The sequence below is a fragment of the Pseudomonas sp. JL27(2026) genome, assembly GCF_056933555.1.
On record NZ_CM167794.1, the window covers coordinates 72,826 to 94,091 of the forward strand.

The following is a 21,266-nucleotide window of genomic DNA, read 5'->3' on the forward strand; positions in this document are numbered from 1 at the left end:
GGCGCCGATTAAAGTTAAGAGGCTACTTCCATTCAAAAATTTTCCACGCCGGGATCAGCATATCCGGCTGGTCCGAGCGGATAAAGTTGGCATCCGTTCCGTCCGCGCGCACCAAAAAGTACGGAACCCCACCCTTGGGCGTGACTTTGATCGCATACAGGAAGCCGTTTTGGCGGTATTCCTGAATGACTTTGTCGCCTTCTGTGTGGATGGTGACTTCCGGTTCCGGCGTGGGTGCATCATCGGCTGCCATGACGGCCAGTGGCGTGAGTGCAAACAAGCCGGCAAGCAACAGGCGATTGAGTGTGCGCATGATAACCTTATCCCTTTGTCGTCAACGGTCCCGCTATTCTAGCGCCGGACCCGCCGAAAAGGTTGATCCTGCTCATGAGCCAAGCCCCCCTCGTCCTGGTGGACGGTTCTTCTTACCTGTACCGCGCGTTTCACGCGTTGCCACCGTTGACCACCTCCCAAGGCCTGCCGACCGGCGCGGTCAAGGGTGTGCTGAACATGCTCAAGAGTCTGCGCAAGCAGTACCCGGAAAGCCCGTTCGCCGTCGTTTTCGACGCCAAGGGTGGGACGTTTCGCGATGACATGTACGCCGAGTACAAGGCCAACCGCCCAAGCATGCCCGACGACATGCGCGTGCAGATCGAGCCCTTGCACGCCAGTGTGATCGCCCTCGGTTTCCCGCTGCTCTGCGTGGAAGGCGTCGAGGCGGACGACGTGATCGGCACGCTGGCCCGCAGCAGCGCGGCCGCTGACCGTCCGGTGGTGATCTCCACCGGGGACAAGGACATGGCACAACTGGTCGATGGGCACATTACCTTGGTCAATACCATGACCGGTAGCGCCATGGACGTGGCGGGCGTCAAGGAGAAGTTCGGCGTCGCTCCCGAGCAAATCATCGATTATCTGGCGCTGATGGGCGACTCCTCCGACAACATTCCGGGCGTGCCGGGCATTGGTCCCAAGACTGCGTCTGGCTTGCTGGTGGGCGTGAACGGTGGCCTGGTCGAGCTTTACGCACAGCTCGACATCGTCCCGACCTTACCGATTCGCGGCGCCAAGACGCTGCCGGCCAAGCTCGAAGAGCACAAGGAGATGGCATTCCTCTCCTATCAACTGGCGACCATCAAAATCGACGTGCCGCTGGACGTCGGCCTCGACGATCTGCACCTGCGTGAGCCGGACCGTGAAAAACTGGCCGAGCTGTACACCCTGCTGGAATTCAAGAGCTGGATGGACGAGCTGCAACGTGACGCCAAGCGCATCGAACTGAGCGCCGTGGCCCAGCCTGAGCCGGTGGCTGATCTGCTGAGCGCGGTCGAGGTTGAGGCGCCGGTGGCGGTCGAAGCGCAGTATGAAACCATCCTCGATCAGGCGCGTTTCGATGCCTGGCTGGAGAAACTCAAGAACGCCAAGCTGTTTGCCTTCGATACCGAAACCACGGGCATCGACGCCCAGCAGGCGCAACTGGTGGGGCTGTCTTTTGCCGTGCAGGCCCACGAAGCGGCCTACATTCCACTGACTCATTCCTACATCGGCGTGCCGGACCAACTGGATCGCGACACCGTGCTGCGCGCCCTCAAGCCGCTGCTGGAAGACCCGGGCAAGCTCAAGGTTGGCCAGCACGCGAAATTCGACATGAACATCCTGGCCAACTGCGCCATCGGTGGCGATCAGGCATGCGGCATCACGGTGCGGGGCATCGCGTTCGATACCATGCTTGAATCCTATGTGCTCAACTCCACGGCGACCCGCCACGACATGGACAGCCTGGCGCAGAAGTACCTGGACCACACGACCGTGAGCTTCCAGGACATCGCCGGCAAGGGCGCCAAGCAACTGACCTTCGATAAGATTGCGCTGGAACAGGCCGGTCCCTATGCCGCTGAAGATGCCGATGTGACCCTGCGTCTGCATCAGGCTTTGCACGAGAAACTGACCGCCATCCCGAGTCTGGCCAGTGTGCTGACCGATATCGAGATGCCGTTGGTGCCGGTGCTGGCGCGTATCGAGCGCCAGGGCGCGCTGGTGGATGCCGAGCTGTTGGGCGTGCAGAGCATCGAGCTGGGCAACAAGATGGTGGCGCTGGAGCGCGAAGCCTGCGCAATCGCGGGTGAGGAATTCAACCTCGGTTCGCCCAAGCAGTTGGGCGCGATCCTTTACGAAAAGCTCGGTTTGCCGGTGCTGAAAAAGACTGCCAAGGGCCAGCCGTCCACCGCCGAAGAGGTGCTGGCCAAGCTGGCGGAAGATGACTATCCGCTGCCCAAGGTGCTGATGCAGTACCGCTCCATGAGTAAGCTGAAAAGCACCTACACCGATCGCTTGCCGGAACAGATCAACCCGCGCACCGGGCGTATCCACACCTCTTATCACCAGGCGGTGGCATCCACCGGGCGTCTGTCTTCCAGCGATCCGAACCTGCAGAACATCCCGGTACGCACCGCCGAAGGCCGTCGGATTCGTCAGGCGTTCATTGCGCCAAAAGGCTACAAGCTGCTGGCGGCGGACTACTCGCAGATCGAGCTGCGCATCATGGCCCACCTGTCTCGGGATGAAGGCCTGGTCAACGCCTTCCGCAACAACCTGGACGTGCACACCGCGACGGCGGCCGAGGTCTTCAAGGTCGAGCTGGCAGATGTCACCTCCGATCAGCGCCGCAGTGCGAAGGCCATCAACTTCGGCCTGATCTACGGCATGGGCGCGCAGAAGCTGGGCAAGGACATCGGCGTCGGCACCAAGCAGGCCAAGGCTTACATTGACACCTACTTCGCCCGCTACCCCGGTGTGCGCGAGTACATGGAGCGCACCCGTGCCCAGGCTGCGGACCAGGGGTATGTCGAGACTTTGTTCGGCCGTCGGCTGTACTTGCCGGAGATCAACTCCAACAAGCCACAGGAGCGCGCCGGTGCCGAGCGCACGGCGATCAACGCCCCGATGCAAGGCACGGCGGCAGACATCATCAAGAAAGCCATGGTGGCGGTGGATAACTGGCTGACGGCTTCAGGGCTGGATGCCAAAGTCATTTTGCAGGTACACGATGAATTGGTGCTGGAGGTTCGCGAGGACCTGGTCGACCAGGTTCGTGAGGAAATTCGCGTTCACATGAGCGGCGCAGCGACGCTCGATGTGCCACTTTTGGTCGATGTCGGGGTTGGAAATAACTGGGATGAGGCTCATTAAGCCGTTTTTTGGCGGTTTTTTCGGGGGTAATGCCGCGGCATAGTGTCGCGGCAAAGCGCCAGCGAAGGGCTATTAGTTCGGAAAATTCTGGGGCTTATTCCCAATAGATTTTGAAACGGGTTTGAACTAAATCCGTGAACCTCCACTCAGAGTTACTGAATGGGTGGTGAAGCCCTTCGATGCTCCTATGTTGTGTTAAGTGTTGGCAGATATCTGGACCCCGCCCTAACGGTCCGGAACTTAGACCCCGAACTTCCTCTCCCCATACGAAGTCCGGGGTTTTTTTTGCCTGCAAATCGCCTGTGGCGCAATCATGCGGCGTTAAAAAAGGCGGGAAATGCTCATTCAGGCCCCTGAACTCCGCTTTCCCGCCTGTTTTTTGCCTTGCCTGATCACCCCACAGACAATTTGCCTATGCCTCTCAGGCCTCGGTTTCTGCGCTCTTGTCGGCCAGTTCCATCCAGTCCGCCAGCACGGTGTAAGCCTCTTCCAGGCCCAGGCGTTTCGGGGCCGAGAACAGCTGAATCGTCACAGTTTCGCCCCAGCCTTTACGGATATCTGCTTGAACTTTAAGCAGGGTGTTCTTCGCGGCGCCGTAGGTCAGCTTGTCGGCTTTGGTCAGCAAAATGTGCATCGGCATGCCGCTGGCCACGGCCCAATCGAGCATCAGCAGGTCGAAGTCGGTCATCGGATGGCGGATGTCCATCATCAGAATCAAGCCCTTCAGGCTCTCGCGACCGCCCAGATAGGCTTCCAGGTGGCGCTGCCAGTGCATCTTCAACGGGATAGGGACTTTCGCGTAACCGTAACCCGGCAGGTCGACCAGACGGCGTTCATCGTCTAGCTTGAAGAAGTTCAAGAGCTGCGTGCGGCCTGGGGTTTTCGACGTGCGCGCCAGGCTGGCGTGGGTCAGGGTGTTCAGCGCACTGGACTTGCCGGCGTTGGAACGCCCGGCGAAGGCCACTTCAAAGCCTTCGTCGTCCGGGCATTGGTCGACTTTGGCCGCGCTGAGCATGAAGGTGGACTGTTGGCACAGGCCGAGGATGGGGTTCTTGAGTTGCATGGGATTTCCGATGTGGGCGGCGCCGGGAATGGACGCGGCGAGCAGTGTCGTTTCCGTTTCAGTGACGCCAGTATATAATGCCGCAGATTTTGTGTGCGCTTTGTCCCAGCGTAGGATGAAGTTCACGAGAGCGATTGACCTTGATTGCGCATTAGAACGCAGCACGCTCTCAACCCTGAAAAGGTCGTTTTATGACGAAATGGCTGCTAGCTGCCGGTGTCTTGATGCCGCTTTACAGCGCTCAGGCTACACAGGATCCGGAAGCTGTGTACAACCGTGTTTGTGGAGCCTGTCATTCCGGCCAACTCCCAACGGCGCCCCAAAAGGGCGATCAGGAAGCTTGGGCGCCAAGATTGGCGCAAGGTATGGAGACGCTGGTGCAACACGTGACCCAGGGTTTCAAGGCGATGCCGCCGCGTGGTTTGTGCATGGACTGCAGTGCCGAGGATTACCGAGCCATCATCCAGTGGATGAGCGAGTAATCCCGGCCCATAACTCTTTAACCCTTAGCCGTAGTTGGATTAGCTGATGAACAAATTAATCGTGAGTCTGCTGTTGACCTTGGGCGTCACCGGTTTTGCCCATGCTGCAGGCGACGCTGCTGCTGGCCAGGCGAAAGCCGCAGTGTGTGGCGCTTGCCATGGCCCTGATGGCAACAGCATGGCGCCAAACTTTCCAAAACTGGCGGGTCAGGGTGAGAAATACCTGAACAAGCAACTGCACGACATCAAGTCGGGCAAGCGCACCGTTCTGGAAATGACCGGCCTGCTGACCAACCTGAGCGATCAGGACCTGGCCGACCTCGCTGCCTACTTCGCCAGCCAGAAAGGCAGCGTCGGCGCAGCGGACCCGAAAGTCGTGGCTCACGGTGAAGAGTTGTTCCGTGGCGGCAAACTGGACCAGGGCATGCCATCGTGCACCGGGTGCCACTCGCCTAACGGTGCCGGCAACGCAGCCGCTGCCTTCCCGCACCTGGGTGGCCAGCATGCTCAGTACATTGCCAAGCAGCTGACTGATTTCCGTGAAGGTAACCGTACCAACGACGGGGACACGAAAATCATGCAAAGCATTGCTGCAAAAATGAGCAACAAAGACATCGAAGCGGTGTCCAGCTACATTCAAGGCCTGCACTAAGGGCCTGCCGGGCAAGCGTGGCGCGGGGTGTTGATCTCGCGCAATGTTAACGCTCGATTAATCCTTCGATGCAAGCATAAAAAGGGTGGCCTAGGCCGCCCTTTTTTGTGGCCGCTGCCGTTACACTAGAACACTAATGCCCGCCACGACCTGCCCGAAAGCAGGCCGCGCGAGGCGACCTAATTTGCCCAGGAGTAAAGCATGCGTAATCTGATTCTCAGCGCCGCACTCGTTACCGCCAGCCTGTTTGGTATCACCGCTCAAGCGGCCGAAGAGCAGCAGGTGGACCGCAAGCCATATATCGAACTCAGCAGCGCCGTTCCGGTGGCGGTGCCAGGCAAAATCGAAGTCGTGGAGCTGTTCTGGTACGGCTGCCCGCACTGCTACGCGTTCGAACCCATGATCAACCCTTGGGCTGAAAAACTGCCAGAAGACGTGAACTTCGTGCGTATTCCGGCGATGTTCGGCGGTATCTGGAACGTTCACGGCCAACTGTTCATTACCCTGGAAGCCATGGGCGTGGAACACAAGGTTCACAAGGCCGTGTTCGAAGCGATCCACTCGGGCAAAAAGCTCGCGACCCCGGAAGAAATGGCTGAGTTCCTGGTCGGTGAAGGCGTCGACAAGGACAAGTTCCTGAGCACCTATAACTCGTTCGCCGTCAAAGGCAAGGTTGAAGACGCCAAGAAAAAGGCTCAGGCCTACCAGATCAGCGGTGTACCGACCATGGTCGTCAATGGTAAATACCGCTTCGACCTCGGCACAGCCGGTGGCCCTGAAGGTGCACTGAGCGTGGCCGATCAGTTGATCGCCAAGGAGCGCGCCGCTAAGTAAGCGGCGCACGCCATGCGCCGCTGGGGAACTGAGCGCGTCGTTGGCCTGCATGATCCGCAGGTCAACGAGCACCATGTGCAATCCTCGGGCTTGCCCGCAGACAGTCGTCTGCGTTTACTCAGTTTCAACATCCAGGTCGGCATCAGTACCGAGCGTTATCGGCATTACCTGACCCGTGGCTGGCAGCATCTGCTGCCGCACACCGGGCGTGCCGATAACCTGCAAAAGATCGGCAGCCTGCTCGGCGACTTTGATCTTGTCGCGTTGCAGGAAGTCGATGGCGGCAGCCTGAGGTCTGGCTATGTCAATCAGGTCGAACACCTGGCCCAATTGGGCGCCTTTCCTTACTGGTATCAACAACTCAATCGCAATCTCGGTCGCCTTGGCCAGCACAGCAATGGCGTGCTCAGCCGTCTGCGCCCGTGGATGATTGAAGACCACCCGTTGCCAGGGCCAAAGGGTCGCGGCGCAATCCTCGTGCGTTTTGGCGAGGGCCCCGAAGCGTTGGTGGTGGTGATGATGCACCTGGCGCTGGGCGCTCGGGTGCGGACGATGCAACTGGCGTACATTCGCGAGTTGATCGGTGATTACAAGCATCAGGTGCTGATGGGTGACATGAATACCCACGCCAGCGACCTGCTGCAAAGCTCTCCGCTGCGCGACCTCGGTCTGCTCGCGCCGCAAGTCGAGGCGACCTTCCCCAGTTGGCGCCCGCAACGCTGTCTTGACCATATTCTGCTCAGCCCGACCCTGACCCTTGAACGGGTCGAAGTGCTGGCACAACCGATTTCCGATCACCTGCCGGTCGCGGTAGAGATTCGTCTGCCGGGTTCGCTCACGGCCGATGCATTGCCCGCGCTGAGTCCTGCCCCTCGCGGAACCCCTGAATGAGCGACGAAGCACAGCGCTGGAAAGAGAAGTACCTCAAAAGCATCGAACAGCAGGAAAAGCTCGAACGCCGTTGGGATGCCCGGCTCGACTTGCTGCGTCGCGGGCTGGTGCGCAGCACGTTGGCGGCGGAAGGTACGGACCGCGCCGTTGACCAGTGCATGAAGGAAATGCGCGAGGTTATCCGCACCAATGACATGGACGCTGGCCTGGCGGCTTTGCTGCCCCGGCTTGAAAAAGCCGTGCTCGACTCCGAGCAGCGCCGGGAGACTCGGGTCGACCAGATCGGCACCGCACTGACGTCGCTGGTCAGCCAACTGCAAGCCTTGCCATTGCCGCGCGAGGTGAGCCGCCCGCTGAAGGTGTTTGCCAAGAAACTGGACGGACGGGTCAGCCAGGCGCGCGAGATTCCGCTGCTGCTCGGTGAGTTGAGCAGCTTGCAGAGCCAGGCATTGAACGTGTTGGAAACCCCTGCCGAGCCGAACCGCCCAGGTTTGTTGCAACGGCTGTTTGGCGGGCGGGACGCGGAGGATGGCGCGCCACCGGCGGTGGCTCATCCAGACGATGCACCGTCCGGGCACGCGCCGGAACAAGTGCCCGCAGAGTCTGCTATCGAGCTGTCGGCCGAGCCTTCGGCTCCCGAGCAGATTGCGCCTGCAGCGCAGTCGATGCCGGTGCCCGAAACGGTAGCTCCGGTCGCGGTTGTCGAGCCGGAGCCTGAACCCGACGCCGACGCTGTCGAACTGCCAATGCCGGACGAAACACCGACAGTGGTGGCGTTCGTCCCACCGGTGCTGGTTCCAGAGGCCAGGCATGTCGAAACTCCTGTTGCATCGGCTGATCCGCTTCTGCCCGAGATTGAGGCCCACGCCGCCCCTGAGGCGTCAGAGCCGGTGGCTGACGCGCCGCTCAATCCCGACGAACTGATGCCGATAGCCACAACGGCGCCAGCTCATGAGTCTCCCGTGTTCCTCGACAGCCTGCCGCTCCCGCCTGTGATGGCCGAGGCGTTGGCGGCCATCGATCCGGAGCACGCTGAACACGACATTCTGTACGCCCTGCCCGATTCGCCGGAGCCGTCCTACAGTTCGGTGGCCAAGCACATTGAAGAGACACTGCTGGGGCTGCTCGACGAGTTGTCACTGCCCGAGCCTCATCGTCCGCAAGCCGAGGCGATGCGCGAACGTTTGCAACATGGGCTGAACTGGTACGAATTGCTGCCGATCCTCGACGATCTGGCGGTGTTGATGCTGGCCATCACCGACAGCGGCCAGCATGAATTCGAGGTTTACCTCAAGCAACTCAATGAACGCCTTGAGTCCTTCCAGAGTAACTTGCAGGCCGCCAGTGAAGGCCACGCCGACAGTCGCAGCGCCGCTCGGGAGATGGATACGCAAATCCGTGAGCAGGTCGATGGCCTGCAAAGTAGTGTGCAGGAAGCGGCGAACCTGGAGGACCTCAAGCACGTGCTGGAGAACCACCTCGAAGGCCTGCTCGGCACCATGGACCAGCACCAGAAGCAGCGCGACGAGCGGGAGCAAGAAGTGGCGGCGCGCCTGCAAGGCCTGGCCGAGCGGGTAGCGAGCATGGAGCAGGAAGCCCAGGGTTATCGCGAGCATCTTGAAGAGCAGCGACAGAAAGCGCTGGTCGATCCATTGACCGGACTGCCGAACCGCGCGGCGTGGAGTGAACGGTTGGGTCACGAAATCGACCAATGGCAGCAGCACGGCAACACGTTGCTGCTGGCCATGCTCGACCTCGATCATTTCAAGCGCATCAACGATAACTACGGCCACCTGGCTGGCGACAAAGTGTTGAAAATCATCGCCAGTGTGCTGAAAAAGCGCCTGCGCGGTTCGGACTTCATTGCCCGGTTCGGTGGCGAGGAGTTTGTCCTGCTGGTGCCCAATACGCCGCTGACAGTGGGCGTAAAGCTGGCTGAAAGCCTGCGGGCGGCCATCGAGGCATGCCCATTTCACTTCAAAGGTGAGCGGGTGACGGTCACCGTGTCTATCGGGCTAAGTGCCTTCAAACCGGGAGAACACAGCGATCTTGTGCTTAAAAGAGCCGATCAGGCGCTGTATCGCGCTAAAAATGCCGGACGCAACCGTGTGGAACTTGGCTGATGATGATTTGTTTGATTTTGTGTAAACCACAGCTTTAGCGGTCTCAGGGGAAGGCAGTACGTTACACTGTTGCATTACTGTCTTAGCGTATTGCCTTCTGCCATGAAATTTTTCTCGTTTGCCCTCGCCTTTCTTCTGCTGGCCGGTTGTGCCAGCGGTCCTCGATATGACACCAGCCACCCGTCGGTCAATCATGATAGCCGGGTGCAGTTCGTCGTCGTTCACTACACCTCCGCATCCATGGAGCGCTCGCTGCAATTGCTGACCCACGGTGAGGTCAGTAGCCATTACCTGATCGGCGACGACAAAGGTGCAACCATTTATAAACTGGTGGATGAGAACCTGCGCGCCTGGCACGCCGGGGAGAGCGAATGGCAAGGTCGGACCTGGCTGAATTCCAGCTCCATCGGCATTGAAATCGTCAACCCGGGTTTCCGCGATACCCCGACCGGACGGGTCTGGTATCCCTACAGTGAAGCGCAGGTTCAGCAACTGATCGTCTTGCTCAAGGACATCAGCAAGCGCTACGGCATTTCGCCGCGCCACATCATCGGTCACAGCGACATTGCACCGTTGCGCAAACTCGATCCGGGGCCTCTGTTTCCCTGGAAACGCCTGGCAGATGAAGGCCTGGCCGTGTGGCCTGATGCCCAGGCCGTGGCGCGTCAGCAGGCGCGGTTCGCCACGCAGCTGCCGAGCATCAGCTGGTTCCAGGAAGAGCTGGAGCGTCTGGGGTACACCACGCCGCAGACCGGCGAGCTCGATGTGGCGACCCGGCATGTGCTGGCCGCCTTCCAGATGCACTTCCGGCCTTCGCGTTTTGACGGCACGCCGGACGCGCAAAGTGCCGCGATTCTCCAGGTACTGAATCAGACAAAATAATGACGCCCGCCCGACGGTCAGCGCGAGTTCGCCATCAGTTGCTATAACTCATTGGTAATCCTTCGGATATTCAATGATGCCTGCCGCTCGAGAGACCGTGCGCAGTTGGTTCTATCGTCCTTGGTCTTTGGCGATGATGGCGGCTGTGTTGAGTGCGGTGTTATTGCTGGCCATCAGCCTGGGGGTGGCGCTGCATCAGGTCCAGCAACGCGAAAGCGAGCAGATGAACGCCCAGGGCAAACGGTTCCTGGAGCGCCTCGAACAGCTCTTCGGTCAATTGCGCGAAGGGCTGGACGATCTGGAAGCGCAGCCCTTGCGCGGCTGCGACGAAGAGATGATCGCGACCTTGCAACAGGTCAGCTTCAGTTATCGATTTGTCTACGAAGCGGCCTACATCGATGCCAAGCATTTCTGCTCGAACCGACCACGCCAAGATAGCCTCTCGGCCGTCCGTACCCCGGACATCAAAGGGCGGACCTACAGTTATTGGCTGAACACCTCCACCGAACCGGATGAGAACCGCGCTGCGTTAATGCTCGGTCGCGGCAACTTTCGCGTGGCTACGTCCCGTGGGCATTTAACCGACATGGTCGACCTGTCTCCCGGCAGCAGCCTGATGGTGGTGCTCGACCATGGCGCGCGCGCGATTCCGGTTCTGGGTGCACCTCAGTCCTGGCCGCCCAGCGAACCCTGGACGGCGTCCCGTGGCAATCCCTTGCAAGTCACGCAGACCCGGCTGATCTACCGGATGCCCACCAATACGCCCGAGTACCAGTTAGTGCTGATCGCCCCCCGCAGCGGGACCCAGTCACATTTGCTGTCAGCCTGGTGGTGGCTGCTGCCGGTGAGTGTGCTGGCAGGCACGTGCATTGGCGGGGTGGTGTTTGTGTTGGCGCGTCAGCGTCAGTCCATGGGCGGGGAGTTGCAGGGGGCGCTGCGCCGGGGCGAGTTGCAGGTGTTGTATCAGCCGATCTTTGACCTCGACAGCCGCAGTTGCGTCGGCGCCGAGGCGTTATTGCGCTGGCGGCGGCCCGATGGAACGCTGACCAGCCCAGACCTGTTTATCCCGATGGCTGAAGATTCGGGGCAGATCCGCCAGATCACCGACTTCGTCCTGCAACGTCTGCTTGAGCAATTGGGTCAGTTATTGCGGGCCAATCCGCAGCTGTACATCTCGGTCAACCTGGCGGCCTGCGATGTAATGGTGCCGCGTATCGGCCAGGTGATGGCGCGTTTGCTGGCATTGCACCGGGTCGCGGCCCGGCAGATTGCCTTTGAGGTGACTGAACGCGGGTTGATTGATGTGACGGTGGCGCGGGATAACTTGCAGGCGCTGCGAGATGCTGGCCATCAGGTGCTGATCGATGATTTCGGCACCGGTTATTGCAGCCTCGCCTATTTGCAAACCCTGCCGGTGGATTGTCTGAAGATCGACAAGGCGTTTATCGATGCACTGGGCCACGATGCCGCCAGTAGCGGCGTAGCCCCGCACATTATCCGTATGGCCCATGCCTTGCAGCTCAAGGTGATTGCCGAAGGCATCGAATACGAAGCCCAGGCCATGTTGCTGAGCAGCGAAGGGGTGCATTTCGGTCAGGGCTGGTTGTTCGCTCACGCGCTGAGTGCGGTGCAGTTCATCGAACTGATTACTCGCGGGCGGCGTCTGGCACCCCGCCGGATCGACGACGAAGCCTAGAGTCCGCCTTAAAGTGGCAATGCCATGTAGAACTGTGTGCCCTGGCCGGGCCGGGAGTACACGCCCATCCGCCCGCCATGCAGTTGCACGATTTCCTTGCACAGCGCCAGACCCAGCCCGGCACCACCCTTTTTGCGTCCGACCTGCACGAACGGTTCGAAAATCCGCCCTTGCTGGCCATAGGCGATGCCTTCGCCGTTGTCCTCGACGCTGATGATCACCCGCTTACCATGCCGGCGTGCCTGGAGGCGGATCAGCCCGTTCTCGGCAGTGTGGCGCAGAGCGTTGCCGATCAGGTTGTCCAGCACGCGGTCCAGTTGCGGTTGGTCGGCGTGCAGGTGTGGCAGCGACGTTTGCGTCTCCACCACCAACTCGATGTGCCTGGCACCGGCCTGATCGCTGAAGCGCGTTTGGGCTTGTTCCAGCAGGTCCTCGATGGAGCACGGCGTCAGGGTCAGCTTTTGCAGGCCGTTCTGGTAACGAGAGAAGTTCAGCAGGTCATTGATCAACTGCATCAGCCGCTGCATTTCTTCGTTCACGGTGTTCAACAGGTCGGCTTCGCGGGAGTCGTCGGCAAAGTGCACACGTTCCTGAAGCAGGCCAAAGGCCATGTGCATACCGGTGACGGGCGTGCGCAATTCGTGGGACGCACGCAGGACGAATTCGCTGCGTACCCGTTCGAAGGCACGCTGCTCGGTGACATCGTGCAGCACCATGACCGCGCCGAGGATATGCCCATGGGTATGGCTGACCGGCGTCAGGCTGTACGTCAGCAAGCGCGACTCGCCATCGACCTCGACATTCAGGTCCTCCGGCGCCCGTTCAAGCGTTCCGCCGCTCAGCACCAGTTGCAGTTGCTCATCGAGCTCGGGGCGCGACAGTGCGCTGCCCAAACCCTGGCCGAGGCGTTTTTCGTCCCAACCTAACTGACGCTGGGCCACCGGGTTGAGGTGCTCCAGGTGGCCGTCGCGGTCGATCATCAACAGCCCGTCGTCGATGCTGTCGAGCACCGCTTGCAGGCGTTGCTGGCCGGAAAGCAGCTCATCGATGTTGGTTGCCTGATGCTCGCGCAAGGCCTCGGCCATCATTCCGAAGCGTCGGGTGAGCTGGTTCATTTCCGCCGCCGGAGAGATCGGCAGTGTGACGTCAAAGTTGCCCTGGCCGATGTTGTCCGCCGCTTTGGCCAGCGCCTCGATCGGTTCGCCGAAGCGGCGGGCGATGCCATGGGCCGTGATGAACCCGATGATCAGCACCGCCAACCCCACCAGCCCGAGCAGGCCGGCGACCAGCAATGCGTGTTCGCGGGCCTTGCGCTCGGTGGCATTGATGTTGTCCAGCGCACGCTTGTGTTCGGCGATCAGGCCGTTGCGCAGGGCATTGAATTTTTCGGTGAGGTCTTCATTGCCGCTCAATACGTGGGACGGCTCGCCCGCCTGACCGAAGGCCTGAAGAAAACTCAGGTAGTCAGTTTTGGCCTGATTGAAGCTGTATTGGGTGCCATCGCCTCGCTCTTCATGGGCGATGCCTTCGTCTAGCAGTTCGAAGTAGTGTTGTTTGGAGGTTTCGAAGGCTGCGTGGTCGGGTTTTTCGCTGAGCATGATGATCAGTTGGTCGCCCAGGGTCTGGCGCAGTTTCAGGCCCAGGTCGAGGGTGATGAAGTTGTTGCGGATCAACGCTTCCTGGCTGCTGGCCATCTGCATCACGCTGACGAGTCCGAGCAGCAGCCCGAGCAAGGCCACGGTGATCAGCGCCGAAATGCTCAGGAACAGTCGAGTGCGCAGTTTCATCGCCAGTTTCATGAAGTGCGGCTCACAGGTTGTATTGCTTGCGTTTGCGGTACAGCGTGGAGGCGTCGATGCCCAGGGTCTTGGCCGCCTGGTCCAGCGTCCCGGCACTGGCCAGTACCGCGCCAATGTGGGCTTTCTCCAGTTCATCCAGGCTCAGCGCCGCACCGATGCGCGGCGCATTGTTGGTGGGTTGTTCGGCCATGCCCAGGTGGGTGATTTCCACCCGCTCTTGCGGGCAGATAATGCTGGCGCGCTCGACCACGTTGCGCAGTTCGCGAATGTTGCCCGGCCAGCGGTAACCGAGCAGTGCATCACGGGCTTCGTCGCTGAAACCACGGGCCGGGCGCGCGTATTCCTTGACGAAGCGGGCGAGGAAGCGGTCGGCGAGGGCCAGGATGTCCTCGGCCCGTTCGCGCAGCGGTGGCAGGTGCAAGGTGATGACGTTCAGGCGATAGAGCAGGTCCTCGCGAAAGCGTCCGTCGCGGACCATGTCTTCAAGGATCAGGTTGGTTGCGGCGAGGATGCGCACGTCGGCGCGGCGGGTTACCGGGTCGCCGACGCGCTCGTATTCCTTGTCCTGGATGAAACGCAGCAGTTTGGGCTGCAAGGTCAGCGGGAAGTCGCCGATCTCATCAAGGAACAGTGTCCCGCCGTCTGCCTGATTGACCCGGCCCAGGGTGCTTTCACTGGCGCCGGTGAAGGCGCCACGGCTATGGCCGAACAGTTCACTTTCCATCAGTTCGGCCGTCAGCGACGGGCAATTGATGGTGACGCAGGACTTCTTCGCCCGTTTGCTCCAGCCGTGAATGGCCTGGGCCAGTTCGCCCTTACCGGTGCCAGACTCGCCGAGGATCAGGATGTTGGCGTCGGTGCCCGCCACTTGGCGGGCGGTTTCCAGGACGACTTTCATCGCGGGGCTGTGGGAATCCAGGCCATCGTTGGGTTTGCGGACTTCGCCTTCGAGGGCCTCCAGGCGCGCCGAGAGCTGGCGCACTTCCAGTTGCTTGGCGGTGGCCAGGCGCAACTGATCGGGGCTGCACGGCTTGACCAGATAGTCGGCCGCACCGGCCTGGATCGCATCGACAGCGGTGTCCACGGCCGAATGCGCAGTGACGATTACCACGCGCATCCAGGGTGCCTGGATGCGCATTTGCGCCAGGACGTCGAGGCCGTTGTCTTCGCCCAGGCGCAAATCGAGGAAGCACAGGTCGAACACCTGGCGTTGCAACAACGCATCGGCCTGGGCCGCGCTGTTGGCGGTGGCGACAGTGTAGCCTTCGTCTTCGAGGCAGTAGCGAAAGGTTCGCAGGATGGCGGACTCATCGTCCACCAGCAGAATGCGGCCCTGGTGCTCGGTGGCTGATTCCATATTCCTGCGCTCCTTGATGAGTCGTGTTGATGGGGGCCCGGACGAATCGGGCAAGTTGCATGGTCGATTCTGATCGATTCCACCCGGTGCAGGGTAGCTATCTGCTAGTCGTCATATTAACTAGCTGATTCGATTGGTTTTTTTGAAAAAAAGCGACTTCCGTCAGCCCTCCTTCTCTAACGTCTGACCTGTGCGGTCACGGGAACATTCAATAAATTTCTGTTTCCTGGCTCGTTGTCGTGCATTTCGCACGACCCCTTAGAGGTACATCGTGCAGGATGCGTCTTGCAGATATTTCCGTGTTTCTATAACTCATTGAGTTAGTTGAGCTTATTTCCTTGTGAAAGCTGGCATGCAGGCTGCAATAGCCTGATTAGCCCAGGGCGCTATGGAAGAGCTGCCCTCGAACCCAAGACCACTTGCGTGGGAGGAGTTTCAGGATGAATCGCCAACGTGCTGCTCAATTGCGTATCTCGGCACTGCTCATGCAGCAAGGGTTGTTCGTGGTGTTGGCATTGGTAGTCACCTTGGTCGGTGGTCAGCAGTACCAGCTCTGGCAATTGAGCCAGCAGCCCGAGGTGCCTCGCGTGTCGATCCAGCATGCTCCCCAAACCCATTTCAGTGCTTTCAGCAACCCTGTTGCTGACATAACCCCGATGAAGCTGATGGACGTCGACCAGGCACAGCCTGCGGTCGAGACGTCCCGGCAGGAACGTTGGGTGTTCTAGGCAACATACGGGCGCGTGACCGGCGCGCCCTGCACCGCTCCACCGCAGCACCTCTCTAATAGATAGACGCGTAAGGAGAATCACCATGTTGAGCTGGGCAATCACCTTCCTGATCATTGCCATTGTCGCTGCCGTACTGGGCTTCGGTGGTATCGCGGGCACCGCCACGGGTATCGCCAAGATTCTGTTTGTCGTGTTCCTGGTGATGTTTGTTGCTTCTTTCTTCTTTGGCCGTCGTGGACGAGGCTGACCATGGACGTTTCGTTAAAGACACGGGCAGCCGCCCTGTTACTGGGCGGCTGTGCCATGGCGAGTACCGTTTCCTCGGCAAGCCGGGCGACGGTATGCAGGGATTGTTGAGAGAACAACTGAAGAACGATCCGAACGGTTACTGAGTTCGGATCACGAAAGAAGCGCAACGCTTCTTTCCTCTGCACCCCCCCCAGAAAGGTGCGTGCATGACCAAGGGACCGGGACGTTCTGATTGCTTCAGGAGCGCAGTGACCTACGGGTACAGGGAGTGCCTGCGCAAGGGCCGGGTCAGGAAAAAGTCGAGCCGCCTGTTCGCCAATTGCACAAGCCTTGGCGGACAGGCAGCGAGCTTTATCTCGCAAAGGCTTGATCTAGAGCAGTTGCCTCGGTTTTTGCAACGTTGATCCCGAAAAAATCTTCTACACTGAACTCAAAACATTTCGCGGTGTTTCCGGGCGACCGTATATCGAGAAATTTGGCGTTATTTTGTGCGTCATTTTCGATCTCGGTCGTAGGGAATTTCCTGGATTTTTGTCCCCTTTCTGTTGCTCAAAAAATGTCCGATCTCCTCTACGATGGCCGGTTCACGGCACTTATGCCTGCCGAAATGTCGTATTCGAACCGGTTGGGACGATGGTTTTGTTTGAAAAAACTCATGCCGATTCGGCATAGGGTAGGCGTTTACGGCATTAGACGCAGCTCCCTTGCATCGGAATAGTTGCGCCTTTTTTCGCCTGCCGAAGAGCCGTAAATACGAGCTCCGGGCGACCTTATACGGGGGCAGATGCAAAGACTTTTCCGCTATTGAGCGTTCCAGTTCGCGCATCTGCCTGAGTCAAACGCAAGTAAGGGTAATGATATGAAGAAGGCAAAGCTTAGCCTCGCCTGGCAGATCCTCATCGGTCTGGTACTGGGGATTGCAATCGGTGCGCTGCTCAACCATTTCAGTGCCGAAAAAGCCTGGTGGATCAGCAACGTCCTGCAACCGGCGGGCGATATCTTTATCCGTCTGATCAAGATGATCGTGATCCCGATCGTGATCTCCTCGCTGATCGTCGGCATTGCCGGTGTGGGCGACGCGAAAAAGCTCGGGCGTATCGGTCTCAAGACCATCATTTACTTTGAAATCGTCACCACCATCGCTATTTTGGTGGGCCTGGTGCTGGCCAACCTGTTCCATCCAGGTTCGGGCATCGACATGAGCACCCTGGGTACGGTGGATATTTCCAAGTACCAGGCCACTGCTGCCGAAGTTCAGCATGAACATGCGTTCATCGAAACCATCCTCAACCTGATCCCCTCGAACATCTTTGCCGCCATGGCGCGTGGCGAGATGCTGCCGATCATCTTCTTCTCCGTGTTGTTCGGCCTCGGTCTGTCGAGCCTGCAATCGGACCTGCGCGAGCCGCTGGTGAAGATGTTCCAGGGCGTATCGGAAAGCATGTTCAAGGTCACTCACATGATCATGAACTACGCCCCGATCGGCGTGTTCGCACTGATTGCGGTGACCGTGGCCAACTTCGGCTTCGCCTCCCTGCTGCCGCTGGCCAAACTGGTGATCCTGGTTTACGTCGCCATCCTGTTCTTCGCCTTCGTGGTGCTGGGCCTGATCGCTCGCCTGTTCGGCTTCTCGGTGATCAAGCTGATGCGCATCTTCAAGGATGAGCTGGTGCTGGCCTACTCCACCGCGAGCTCCGAAACCGTGCTGCCGCGTGTGATCGAGAAGATGGAAGCCTACGGCGCGCCAAAAGCCATTTGCAGCTTCGTGGTACCGACCGGTTATTCGTTCAACCTCGACGGTTCGACCCTGTACCAGAGCATCGCGGCCATCTTCATTGCCCAGCTCTACGGCATCGACCTGTCGATCAGCCAGCAGTTGCTGCTGGTACTGACCCTGATGGTTACCTCCAAAGGTATCGCCGGCGTGCCGGGCGTGTCCTTCGTGGTGCTGCTGGCCACTCTGGGCAGCGTGGGCATTCCGCTGGAAGGCCTGGCGTTCATCGCTGGTGTCGACCGCATCATGGACATGGCCCGTACCGCACTGAACGTGATCGGCAACGCCCTGGCTGTTCTGGTGATTGCTCGTTGGGAAGGCATGTACGACGACGCGAAGGGCCAGCGCTACTGGAACTCCCTGCCGCACTGGCGCAGCAAAGAGAAGCTGCCGGCGGGCGAAATTTCTAAAAACTGATGCAAAACCCCTTGTGGGAGCGGGCTTGCTCGCGAAGGCGTCATGTCAGCCAGTTCAATGCTGAATGACACACCGCTTTCGCGAGCAAGCCCGCTCCCACATTGGAGTTGTGCAGGCAGTAACAAACAAACCCCGGAGAAATCCGGGGTTTGTCGTTTCTGCACTCCCCGCTATCATTCGCGCATCTTCTGGGGGATTTGACTGATGCTCAATGGTCTGTGGCTTGGCTTTTTCATCGTAGCGGCCATTTCAGCACTGGCGCAGTGGCTGATCGGCGGCAATGCCGGGATCTTTGCGGCGATGGTGGAAAGCATCTTCGCCATGGCCAAGCTGTCGGTCGAAGTCATGGTGCTGCTGTTTGGCACCCTGACCTTGTGGCTGGGCTTTCTGCGCATTGCTGAAAAGGCCGGGATTGTCGAATGGCTGGCCAAGGCCCTCGGCCCACTCTTCCTGCGGCTGATGCCGGAAGTGCCGCGCGGTCACCCGGCCATCGGCCTGATCACCCTCAACTTTGCCGCCAATGGCCTGGGCCTGGACAACGCCGCAACCCCGATTGGCCTCAAGGCCATGAAAGCGTTGCAGGAGCTCAACCCGAGCGCGACAGTGGCGAGCAATGCGCAAATCCTGTTCCTGGTGCTCAACGCGTCGTCCCTGACGCTGCTGCCGGTGACGATCTTCATGTACCGCGCCCAGCAAGGCGCGCCCGACCCGACGCTGGTGTTCCTGCCGATCCTGCTGGCGACCAGTTGCTCGACCCTGGTGGGCCTGCTGTCGGTGGCATTCATGCAGCGCCTGCGGTTGTGGGACCCGGTGGTGCTGGCGTACCTGATTCCCGGTGCGCTGGCGCTGGGGGCCTTCATGGCGTTGTTGGCGACGATGTCGGCGACTGCCCTGGCGGGGTTGTCATCGATCCTCGGCAACCTGACGCTGTTCGGCCTGATCATGGTGTTTCTGGTGATCGGTGCGTTGCGCAAGGTCAAGGTCTACGAGGCGTTTGTCGAGGGCGCCAAGGAAGGCTTCGATGTGGCCAAGAACCTGCTGCCGTATCTGGTGGCGATGCTCTGCGCCGTCGGTGTGTTGCGCGCATCCGGCGCGCTGGACTTTGGCCTGGACGGGATTCGCCATCTGGTGGAATGGGCCGGTTGGGACACGCGCTTCGTCGATGCCTTGCCGACAGCGATGGTCAAGCCGTTCTCCGGCAGCGCCGCGCGGGCCATGCTCATCGAAACCATGAAGACCTCAGGCGTCGACAGCTTCCCGGCGTTGGTGGCCGCGACCATTCAGGGCAGTACGGAAACCACGTTCTATGTGCTGGCGGTGTACTTCGGTGCCGTCGGCATCCAGCGCGCCCGCCATGCGGTGGGTTGCGCACTGTTGGCGGAACTGGCCGGGGTGCTGGGTGCGATCGGGGTGTGCTACTGGTTCTTCGGTTAACCACCAAAGCCTGTGGGAGCGGGCTTGCTCGCGAAGGCATTTTGTCAGTCGACATCATTGTTGAATGACACACCGCTTTCGCGAGCAGGCTCGCTCCCACATTGATATGTGCAGTTCTTCAGGGTCTCAGCGCCGCCGCACTTTTCTGCCCTTGCTCCACCGTCCACGCAATCACTTGCGCGGTGAGCACGTCACTTGCCTGACCAAACCCCGTCACCACCGCTGGCACTTTTACATCGCTCAACGTCTGGCGTACTTCGAAGCGGCGGCTGGCGAGGATTCGCTGATCACTGCCGCGCACCAGCAGCGCATCCAGTTGAATCACTACCTGCGCGGCGTTGCCCTGGTACTCCGTCTGGAAGGCTTGCAGGTTCCCGCCCAACTCGAAGTCCGTCTGCAAGTTGCTGTCATCGGTGCTCAGCAGGCGTACGCGGCCGTCCCGGGCAAAGCCATCGAGCAGGCGATTGCGCAGCAGGATTGGCGCCGGGTCGCTCCAGCGCGATGCCTTGTAGCTGCTGATCAGATCACCTCGGGGGATCACGGCGATTTTCGCGCTACCCAGTACATCGCTGGTCTGGGGCTTGGACAGGCGCAGCGACCAGGCCTGCGCATGGCTGGCTGATGGTGCGGCGATTGGCGCGGCTGGCAAGCGATACACGTCCAGCGGCTCGGCCTTGGGCAGGATCGAACAGGCGCTGGTCAGCGCGAAACCGGCAATCAAGGTGAGCTGGCTGGCTAAACGAAAGACCGGCTTCATGGCGTGAACTCCTTGTTCGTGTCGCTGCCCAGCAGGTAACCGCTGGGGTTGGATTCCAGCCGACGAGAGATGGCCCGCAACGAGCTCAGGGTGTCGCGCAGTTCACGCACCGCTGGCGCCAGGCCATTGAGGCCCTGCATGCCGTTGCTGAGTGAGTCCTGGTTGTCCGACAGCAGGGTGTTGATGGTTGTGGCGCTTTGTTCCAGCGATTTCATGGCCTGCTCGGCGCTGCCGAACATCTGCTTGCCCTGATCGTTGAGCAGACCGTTGGCGTTACGCATCAGCTCGGTGGTCTGTTCCAGGGTGGCGCTGGCCTGTTTGCCGATGGAGCCCAGTTGTTGCATGGCCTGACGGATGTCGCCGCGTTGTCCGGCGATGGTCCCGGTGGTCTGCTCCAGGTGTTCGAGGGTATTGCTGACGCGCTCGATGTTTTCCGAAGAGAACATTTGGTTAGCGTTATGCAGCAGCACGTTGACGTTGGTCATCAGGTCGTCGCTGTTGTTCAGCAAGCGTGCAATGGGTGATGGCGTGGCGACGATCACCGGCAGCTTGCCGTCCTTGCCGCGCAGCGTCGGGCTTTGCGGCGTGCCGCCGCTGAGCTGGATGATCGAGGTGCCGGTGATCCCGGTCAGGGTCAGTTTCGCCTGGGTGTCTTCCTTGATCGGCGTTTCGCCGCTCAGACGGATGTGTGCCAGCACCCGGCGCGGGTCTTTCGGGTCCAGGCGCAGGGTGACGACGTCACCGACCTTGATCCCGCTGTACTGCACCGCACTGCCTTTGGAAAGGCCGCTGACCGCCTCGTTGAAGACGATTTCGTAATCCTTGAACTCCGTGTCAACGCTGGACTTGGCCAGCCACAGGCCGAACAGCAGCGCCCCGACCACCACAATCACGGTGAACAGGCCGATCAATACATGATGGGCTCGGGTTTCCATG

Annotated in this window: 19 protein-coding genes; 13 read left to right on the forward strand and 6 right to left on the reverse strand. The window is 60.1% G+C overall.

Annotation, left to right across the window (positions count from 1 at the left end):
- Positions 1-22: 22 nt before the first annotated feature.
- Positions 23-313 (reverse strand): DUF2782 domain-containing protein, encoded by a 291-nt coding sequence (locus AC1Z1G_RS00405; protein ID WP_347903028.1) that lies wholly within the window; start codon positions 311-313, stop codon positions 23-25.
- Positions 314-387: 74 nt separating this feature from the next.
- Between AC1Z1G_RS00405 and polA the strand changes: the two genes are divergently transcribed.
- A complete protein-coding gene (gene polA, locus AC1Z1G_RS00410) occupies positions 388-3,189 on the forward strand; it encodes a DNA polymerase I (protein ID WP_483623966.1) in 2,802 nt (933 codons plus the stop codon).
- A 421-nt stretch (positions 3,190-3,610) separates the two neighbouring features.
- Here the strand turns inward: polA and yihA are convergent, their stop codons facing one another.
- Positions 3,611-4,252 carry a ribosome biogenesis GTP-binding protein YihA/YsxC gene (gene yihA / locus AC1Z1G_RS00415; RefSeq protein ID WP_483623968.1) on the reverse strand — a complete coding sequence of 214 codons (642 nt, stop codon included), beginning with the start codon at positions 4,250-4,252 and terminating at the stop codon, positions 3,611-3,613.
- A gap of 191 nt (positions 4,253-4,443) precedes the next feature.
- Between yihA and AC1Z1G_RS00420 the strand changes: the two genes are divergently transcribed.
- The 7 genes from AC1Z1G_RS00420 (at position 4,444) to AC1Z1G_RS00450 (ending at position 11,812) form a co-directional block, all read left to right on the forward strand.
- Positions 4,444-4,734, forward strand: a complete 291-nt coding sequence (locus AC1Z1G_RS00420) for a c-type cytochrome (RefSeq protein WP_347903030.1) — start codon at positions 4,444-4,446, stop codon at positions 4,732-4,734.
- Between the two features lie 46 nt (positions 4,735-4,780).
- A complete protein-coding gene (locus AC1Z1G_RS00425) occupies positions 4,781-5,386 on the forward strand; it encodes a c-type cytochrome (RefSeq protein ID WP_483623970.1) in 606 nt (201 codons plus the stop codon).
- A gap of 201 nt (positions 5,387-5,587) precedes the next feature.
- Positions 5,588-6,220: a thiol:disulfide interchange protein DsbA/DsbL gene (locus AC1Z1G_RS00430; RefSeq protein WP_483623972.1), complete on the forward strand. Its 633-nt coding sequence runs from the start codon at positions 5,588-5,590 to the stop codon at positions 6,218-6,220.
- Positions 6,221-6,232: 12 nt separating this feature from the next.
- Entirely contained in the window at positions 6,233-7,111 is an 879-nt protein-coding gene (locus tag AC1Z1G_RS00435; RefSeq protein ID WP_483623974.1) for an endonuclease/exonuclease/phosphatase family protein, read from the forward strand.
- On the forward strand, positions 7,108-9,234 hold the full coding sequence (locus AC1Z1G_RS00440; RefSeq protein WP_483623976.1) for a GGDEF domain-containing protein: 2,127 nt from the start codon (positions 7,108-7,110) through the stop codon (positions 9,232-9,234). Before AC1Z1G_RS00435 ends, AC1Z1G_RS00440 begins: the two co-directional genes overlap by 4 nt.
- Positions 9,235-9,336: 102 nt before the next feature.
- Positions 9,337-10,116 carry an N-acetylmuramoyl-L-alanine amidase gene (locus AC1Z1G_RS00445; protein WP_483623978.1) on the forward strand — a complete coding sequence of 260 codons (780 nt, stop codon included), beginning with the start codon at positions 9,337-9,339 and terminating at the stop codon, positions 10,114-10,116.
- Positions 10,117-10,189: 73 nt separating this feature from the next.
- A complete protein-coding gene (locus tag AC1Z1G_RS00450; RefSeq protein WP_483623980.1) occupies positions 10,190-11,812 on the forward strand; it encodes an EAL domain-containing protein in 1,623 nt (540 codons plus the stop codon).
- Between the two features lie 8 nt (positions 11,813-11,820).
- On the opposite strand, the gene AC1Z1G_RS00455 is transcribed toward AC1Z1G_RS00450, so the two are convergent.
- Complete coding sequence (locus AC1Z1G_RS00455; protein ID WP_483623982.1) at positions 11,821-13,611, reverse strand: KinB sensor domain-containing domain; 1,791 nt, start codon at positions 13,609-13,611, stop codon at positions 11,821-11,823.
- 10 nt (positions 13,612-13,621) lie between these two features.
- A complete protein-coding gene (gene algB, locus AC1Z1G_RS00460; protein ID WP_483623984.1) occupies positions 13,622-14,968 on the reverse strand; it encodes a sigma-54-dependent response regulator transcription factor AlgB in 1,347 nt (448 codons plus the stop codon).
- Positions 14,969-15,408: 440 nt separating this feature from the next.
- Here algB and AC1Z1G_RS00465 point away from each other — a divergent pair, with 440 nt between their 5' ends.
- From AC1Z1G_RS00465 to AC1Z1G_RS00485, 5 genes are all read left to right on the forward strand, one after another.
- A complete protein-coding gene (locus AC1Z1G_RS00465) occupies positions 15,409-15,696 on the forward strand; it encodes a hypothetical protein (protein ID WP_483623986.1) in 288 nt (95 codons plus the stop codon).
- 85 nt (positions 15,697-15,781) lie between these two features.
- The gene (locus AC1Z1G_RS00470) at positions 15,782-15,946 is read left to right on the forward strand and encodes a DUF1328 domain-containing protein (protein ID WP_007989444.1); all 165 of its coding nucleotides are present in this window, start codon (positions 15,782-15,784) and stop codon (positions 15,944-15,946) included.
- Complete coding sequence (locus AC1Z1G_RS00475) at positions 15,933-16,091, forward strand: Ivy family c-type lysozyme inhibitor (protein ID WP_483628008.1); 159 nt, start codon at positions 15,933-15,935, stop codon at positions 16,089-16,091. Before AC1Z1G_RS00470 ends, AC1Z1G_RS00475 begins: the two co-directional genes overlap by 14 nt.
- A gap of 716 nt (positions 16,092-16,807) precedes the next feature.
- On the forward strand, positions 16,808-18,139 hold the full coding sequence (gene gltP, locus AC1Z1G_RS00480; RefSeq protein ID WP_347903044.1) for a glutamate/aspartate:proton symporter GltP: 1,332 nt from the start codon (positions 16,808-16,810) through the stop codon (positions 18,137-18,139).
- A gap of 204 nt (positions 18,140-18,343) precedes the next feature.
- The gene (locus AC1Z1G_RS00485) at positions 18,344-19,573 is read left to right on the forward strand and encodes a nucleoside recognition domain-containing protein (RefSeq protein ID WP_483623988.1); all 1,230 of its coding nucleotides are present in this window, start codon (positions 18,344-18,346) and stop codon (positions 19,571-19,573) included.
- A 118-nt stretch (positions 19,574-19,691) separates the two neighbouring features.
- On the opposite strand, the gene AC1Z1G_RS00490 is transcribed toward AC1Z1G_RS00485, so the two are convergent.
- Together AC1Z1G_RS00490 and AC1Z1G_RS00495 are read right to left on the reverse strand one after the other, a co-directional pair.
- Positions 19,692-20,330, reverse strand: a complete 639-nt coding sequence (locus AC1Z1G_RS00490; RefSeq protein WP_483623990.1) for an ABC-type transport auxiliary lipoprotein family protein — start codon at positions 20,328-20,330, stop codon at positions 19,692-19,694.
- Positions 20,327-21,265: an MlaD family protein gene (locus AC1Z1G_RS00495; protein WP_483623992.1), complete on the reverse strand. Its 939-nt coding sequence runs from the start codon at positions 21,263-21,265 to the stop codon at positions 20,327-20,329. The genes AC1Z1G_RS00490 and AC1Z1G_RS00495 overlap by 4 nt, the downstream gene beginning before the upstream one ends.
- Position 21,266: the final 1 nt, after the last annotated feature.

Bases quoted from the DNA above. Each gene is read 5' to 3' on its own strand.
- AC1Z1G_RS00420 (WP_347903030.1), top strand. From the start codon at position 4,444: ATGACGAAATGGCTGCTAGCTGCCGGTGTCTTGATGCCGCTTTACAGC.
- yihA (WP_483623968.1), bottom strand. From the start codon at position 4,252: ATGCAACTCAAGAACCCCATCCTCGGCCTGTGCCAACAGTCCACCTTC.
- AC1Z1G_RS00450 (WP_483623980.1), top strand. From the start codon at position 10,190: ATGATGCCTGCCGCTCGAGAGACCGTGCGCAGTTGGTTCTATCGTCCT.
- gltP (WP_347903044.1), top strand. From the start codon at position 16,808: ATGAAGAAGGCAAAGCTTAGCCTCGCCTGGCAGATCCTCATCGGTCTG.
- AC1Z1G_RS00440 (WP_483623976.1), top strand. From the start codon at position 7,108: ATGAGCGACGAAGCACAGCGCTGGAAAGAGAAGTACCTCAAAAGCATC.
- AC1Z1G_RS00445 (WP_483623978.1), top strand. From the start codon at position 9,337: ATGAAATTTTTCTCGTTTGCCCTCGCCTTTCTTCTGCTGGCCGGTTGT.
- AC1Z1G_RS00490 (WP_483623990.1), bottom strand. From the start codon at position 20,330: ATGAAGCCGGTCTTTCGTTTAGCCAGCCAGCTCACCTTGATTGCCGGT.
- AC1Z1G_RS00495 (WP_483623992.1), bottom strand. From the start codon at position 21,265: ATGGAAACCCGAGCCCATCATGTATTGATCGGCCTGTTCACCGTGATT.
- AC1Z1G_RS00430 (WP_483623972.1), top strand. From the start codon at position 5,588: ATGCGTAATCTGATTCTCAGCGCCGCACTCGTTACCGCCAGCCTGTTT.
- AC1Z1G_RS00470 (WP_007989444.1), top strand. From the start codon at position 15,782: ATGTTGAGCTGGGCAATCACCTTCCTGATCATTGCCATTGTCGCTGCC.
- AC1Z1G_RS00485 (WP_483623988.1), top strand. From the start codon at position 18,344: ATGCTCAATGGTCTGTGGCTTGGCTTTTTCATCGTAGCGGCCATTTCA.
- AC1Z1G_RS00435 (WP_483623974.1), top strand. From the start codon at position 6,233: ATGCGCCGCTGGGGAACTGAGCGCGTCGTTGGCCTGCATGATCCGCAG.
- AC1Z1G_RS00405 (WP_347903028.1), bottom strand. From the start codon at position 313: ATGCGCACACTCAATCGCCTGTTGCTTGCCGGCTTGTTTGCACTCACG.
- AC1Z1G_RS00465 (WP_483623986.1), top strand. From the start codon at position 15,409: ATGAATCGCCAACGTGCTGCTCAATTGCGTATCTCGGCACTGCTCATG.
- AC1Z1G_RS00425 (WP_483623970.1), top strand. From the start codon at position 4,781: ATGAACAAATTAATCGTGAGTCTGCTGTTGACCTTGGGCGTCACCGGT.
- algB (WP_483623984.1), bottom strand. From the start codon at position 14,968: ATGGAATCAGCCACCGAGCACCAGGGCCGCATTCTGCTGGTGGACGAT.
- AC1Z1G_RS00455 (WP_483623982.1), bottom strand. From the start codon at position 13,611: ATGAAACTGGCGATGAAACTGCGCACTCGACTGTTCCTGAGCATTTCG.
- polA (WP_483623966.1), top strand. From the start codon at position 388: ATGAGCCAAGCCCCCCTCGTCCTGGTGGACGGTTCTTCTTACCTGTAC.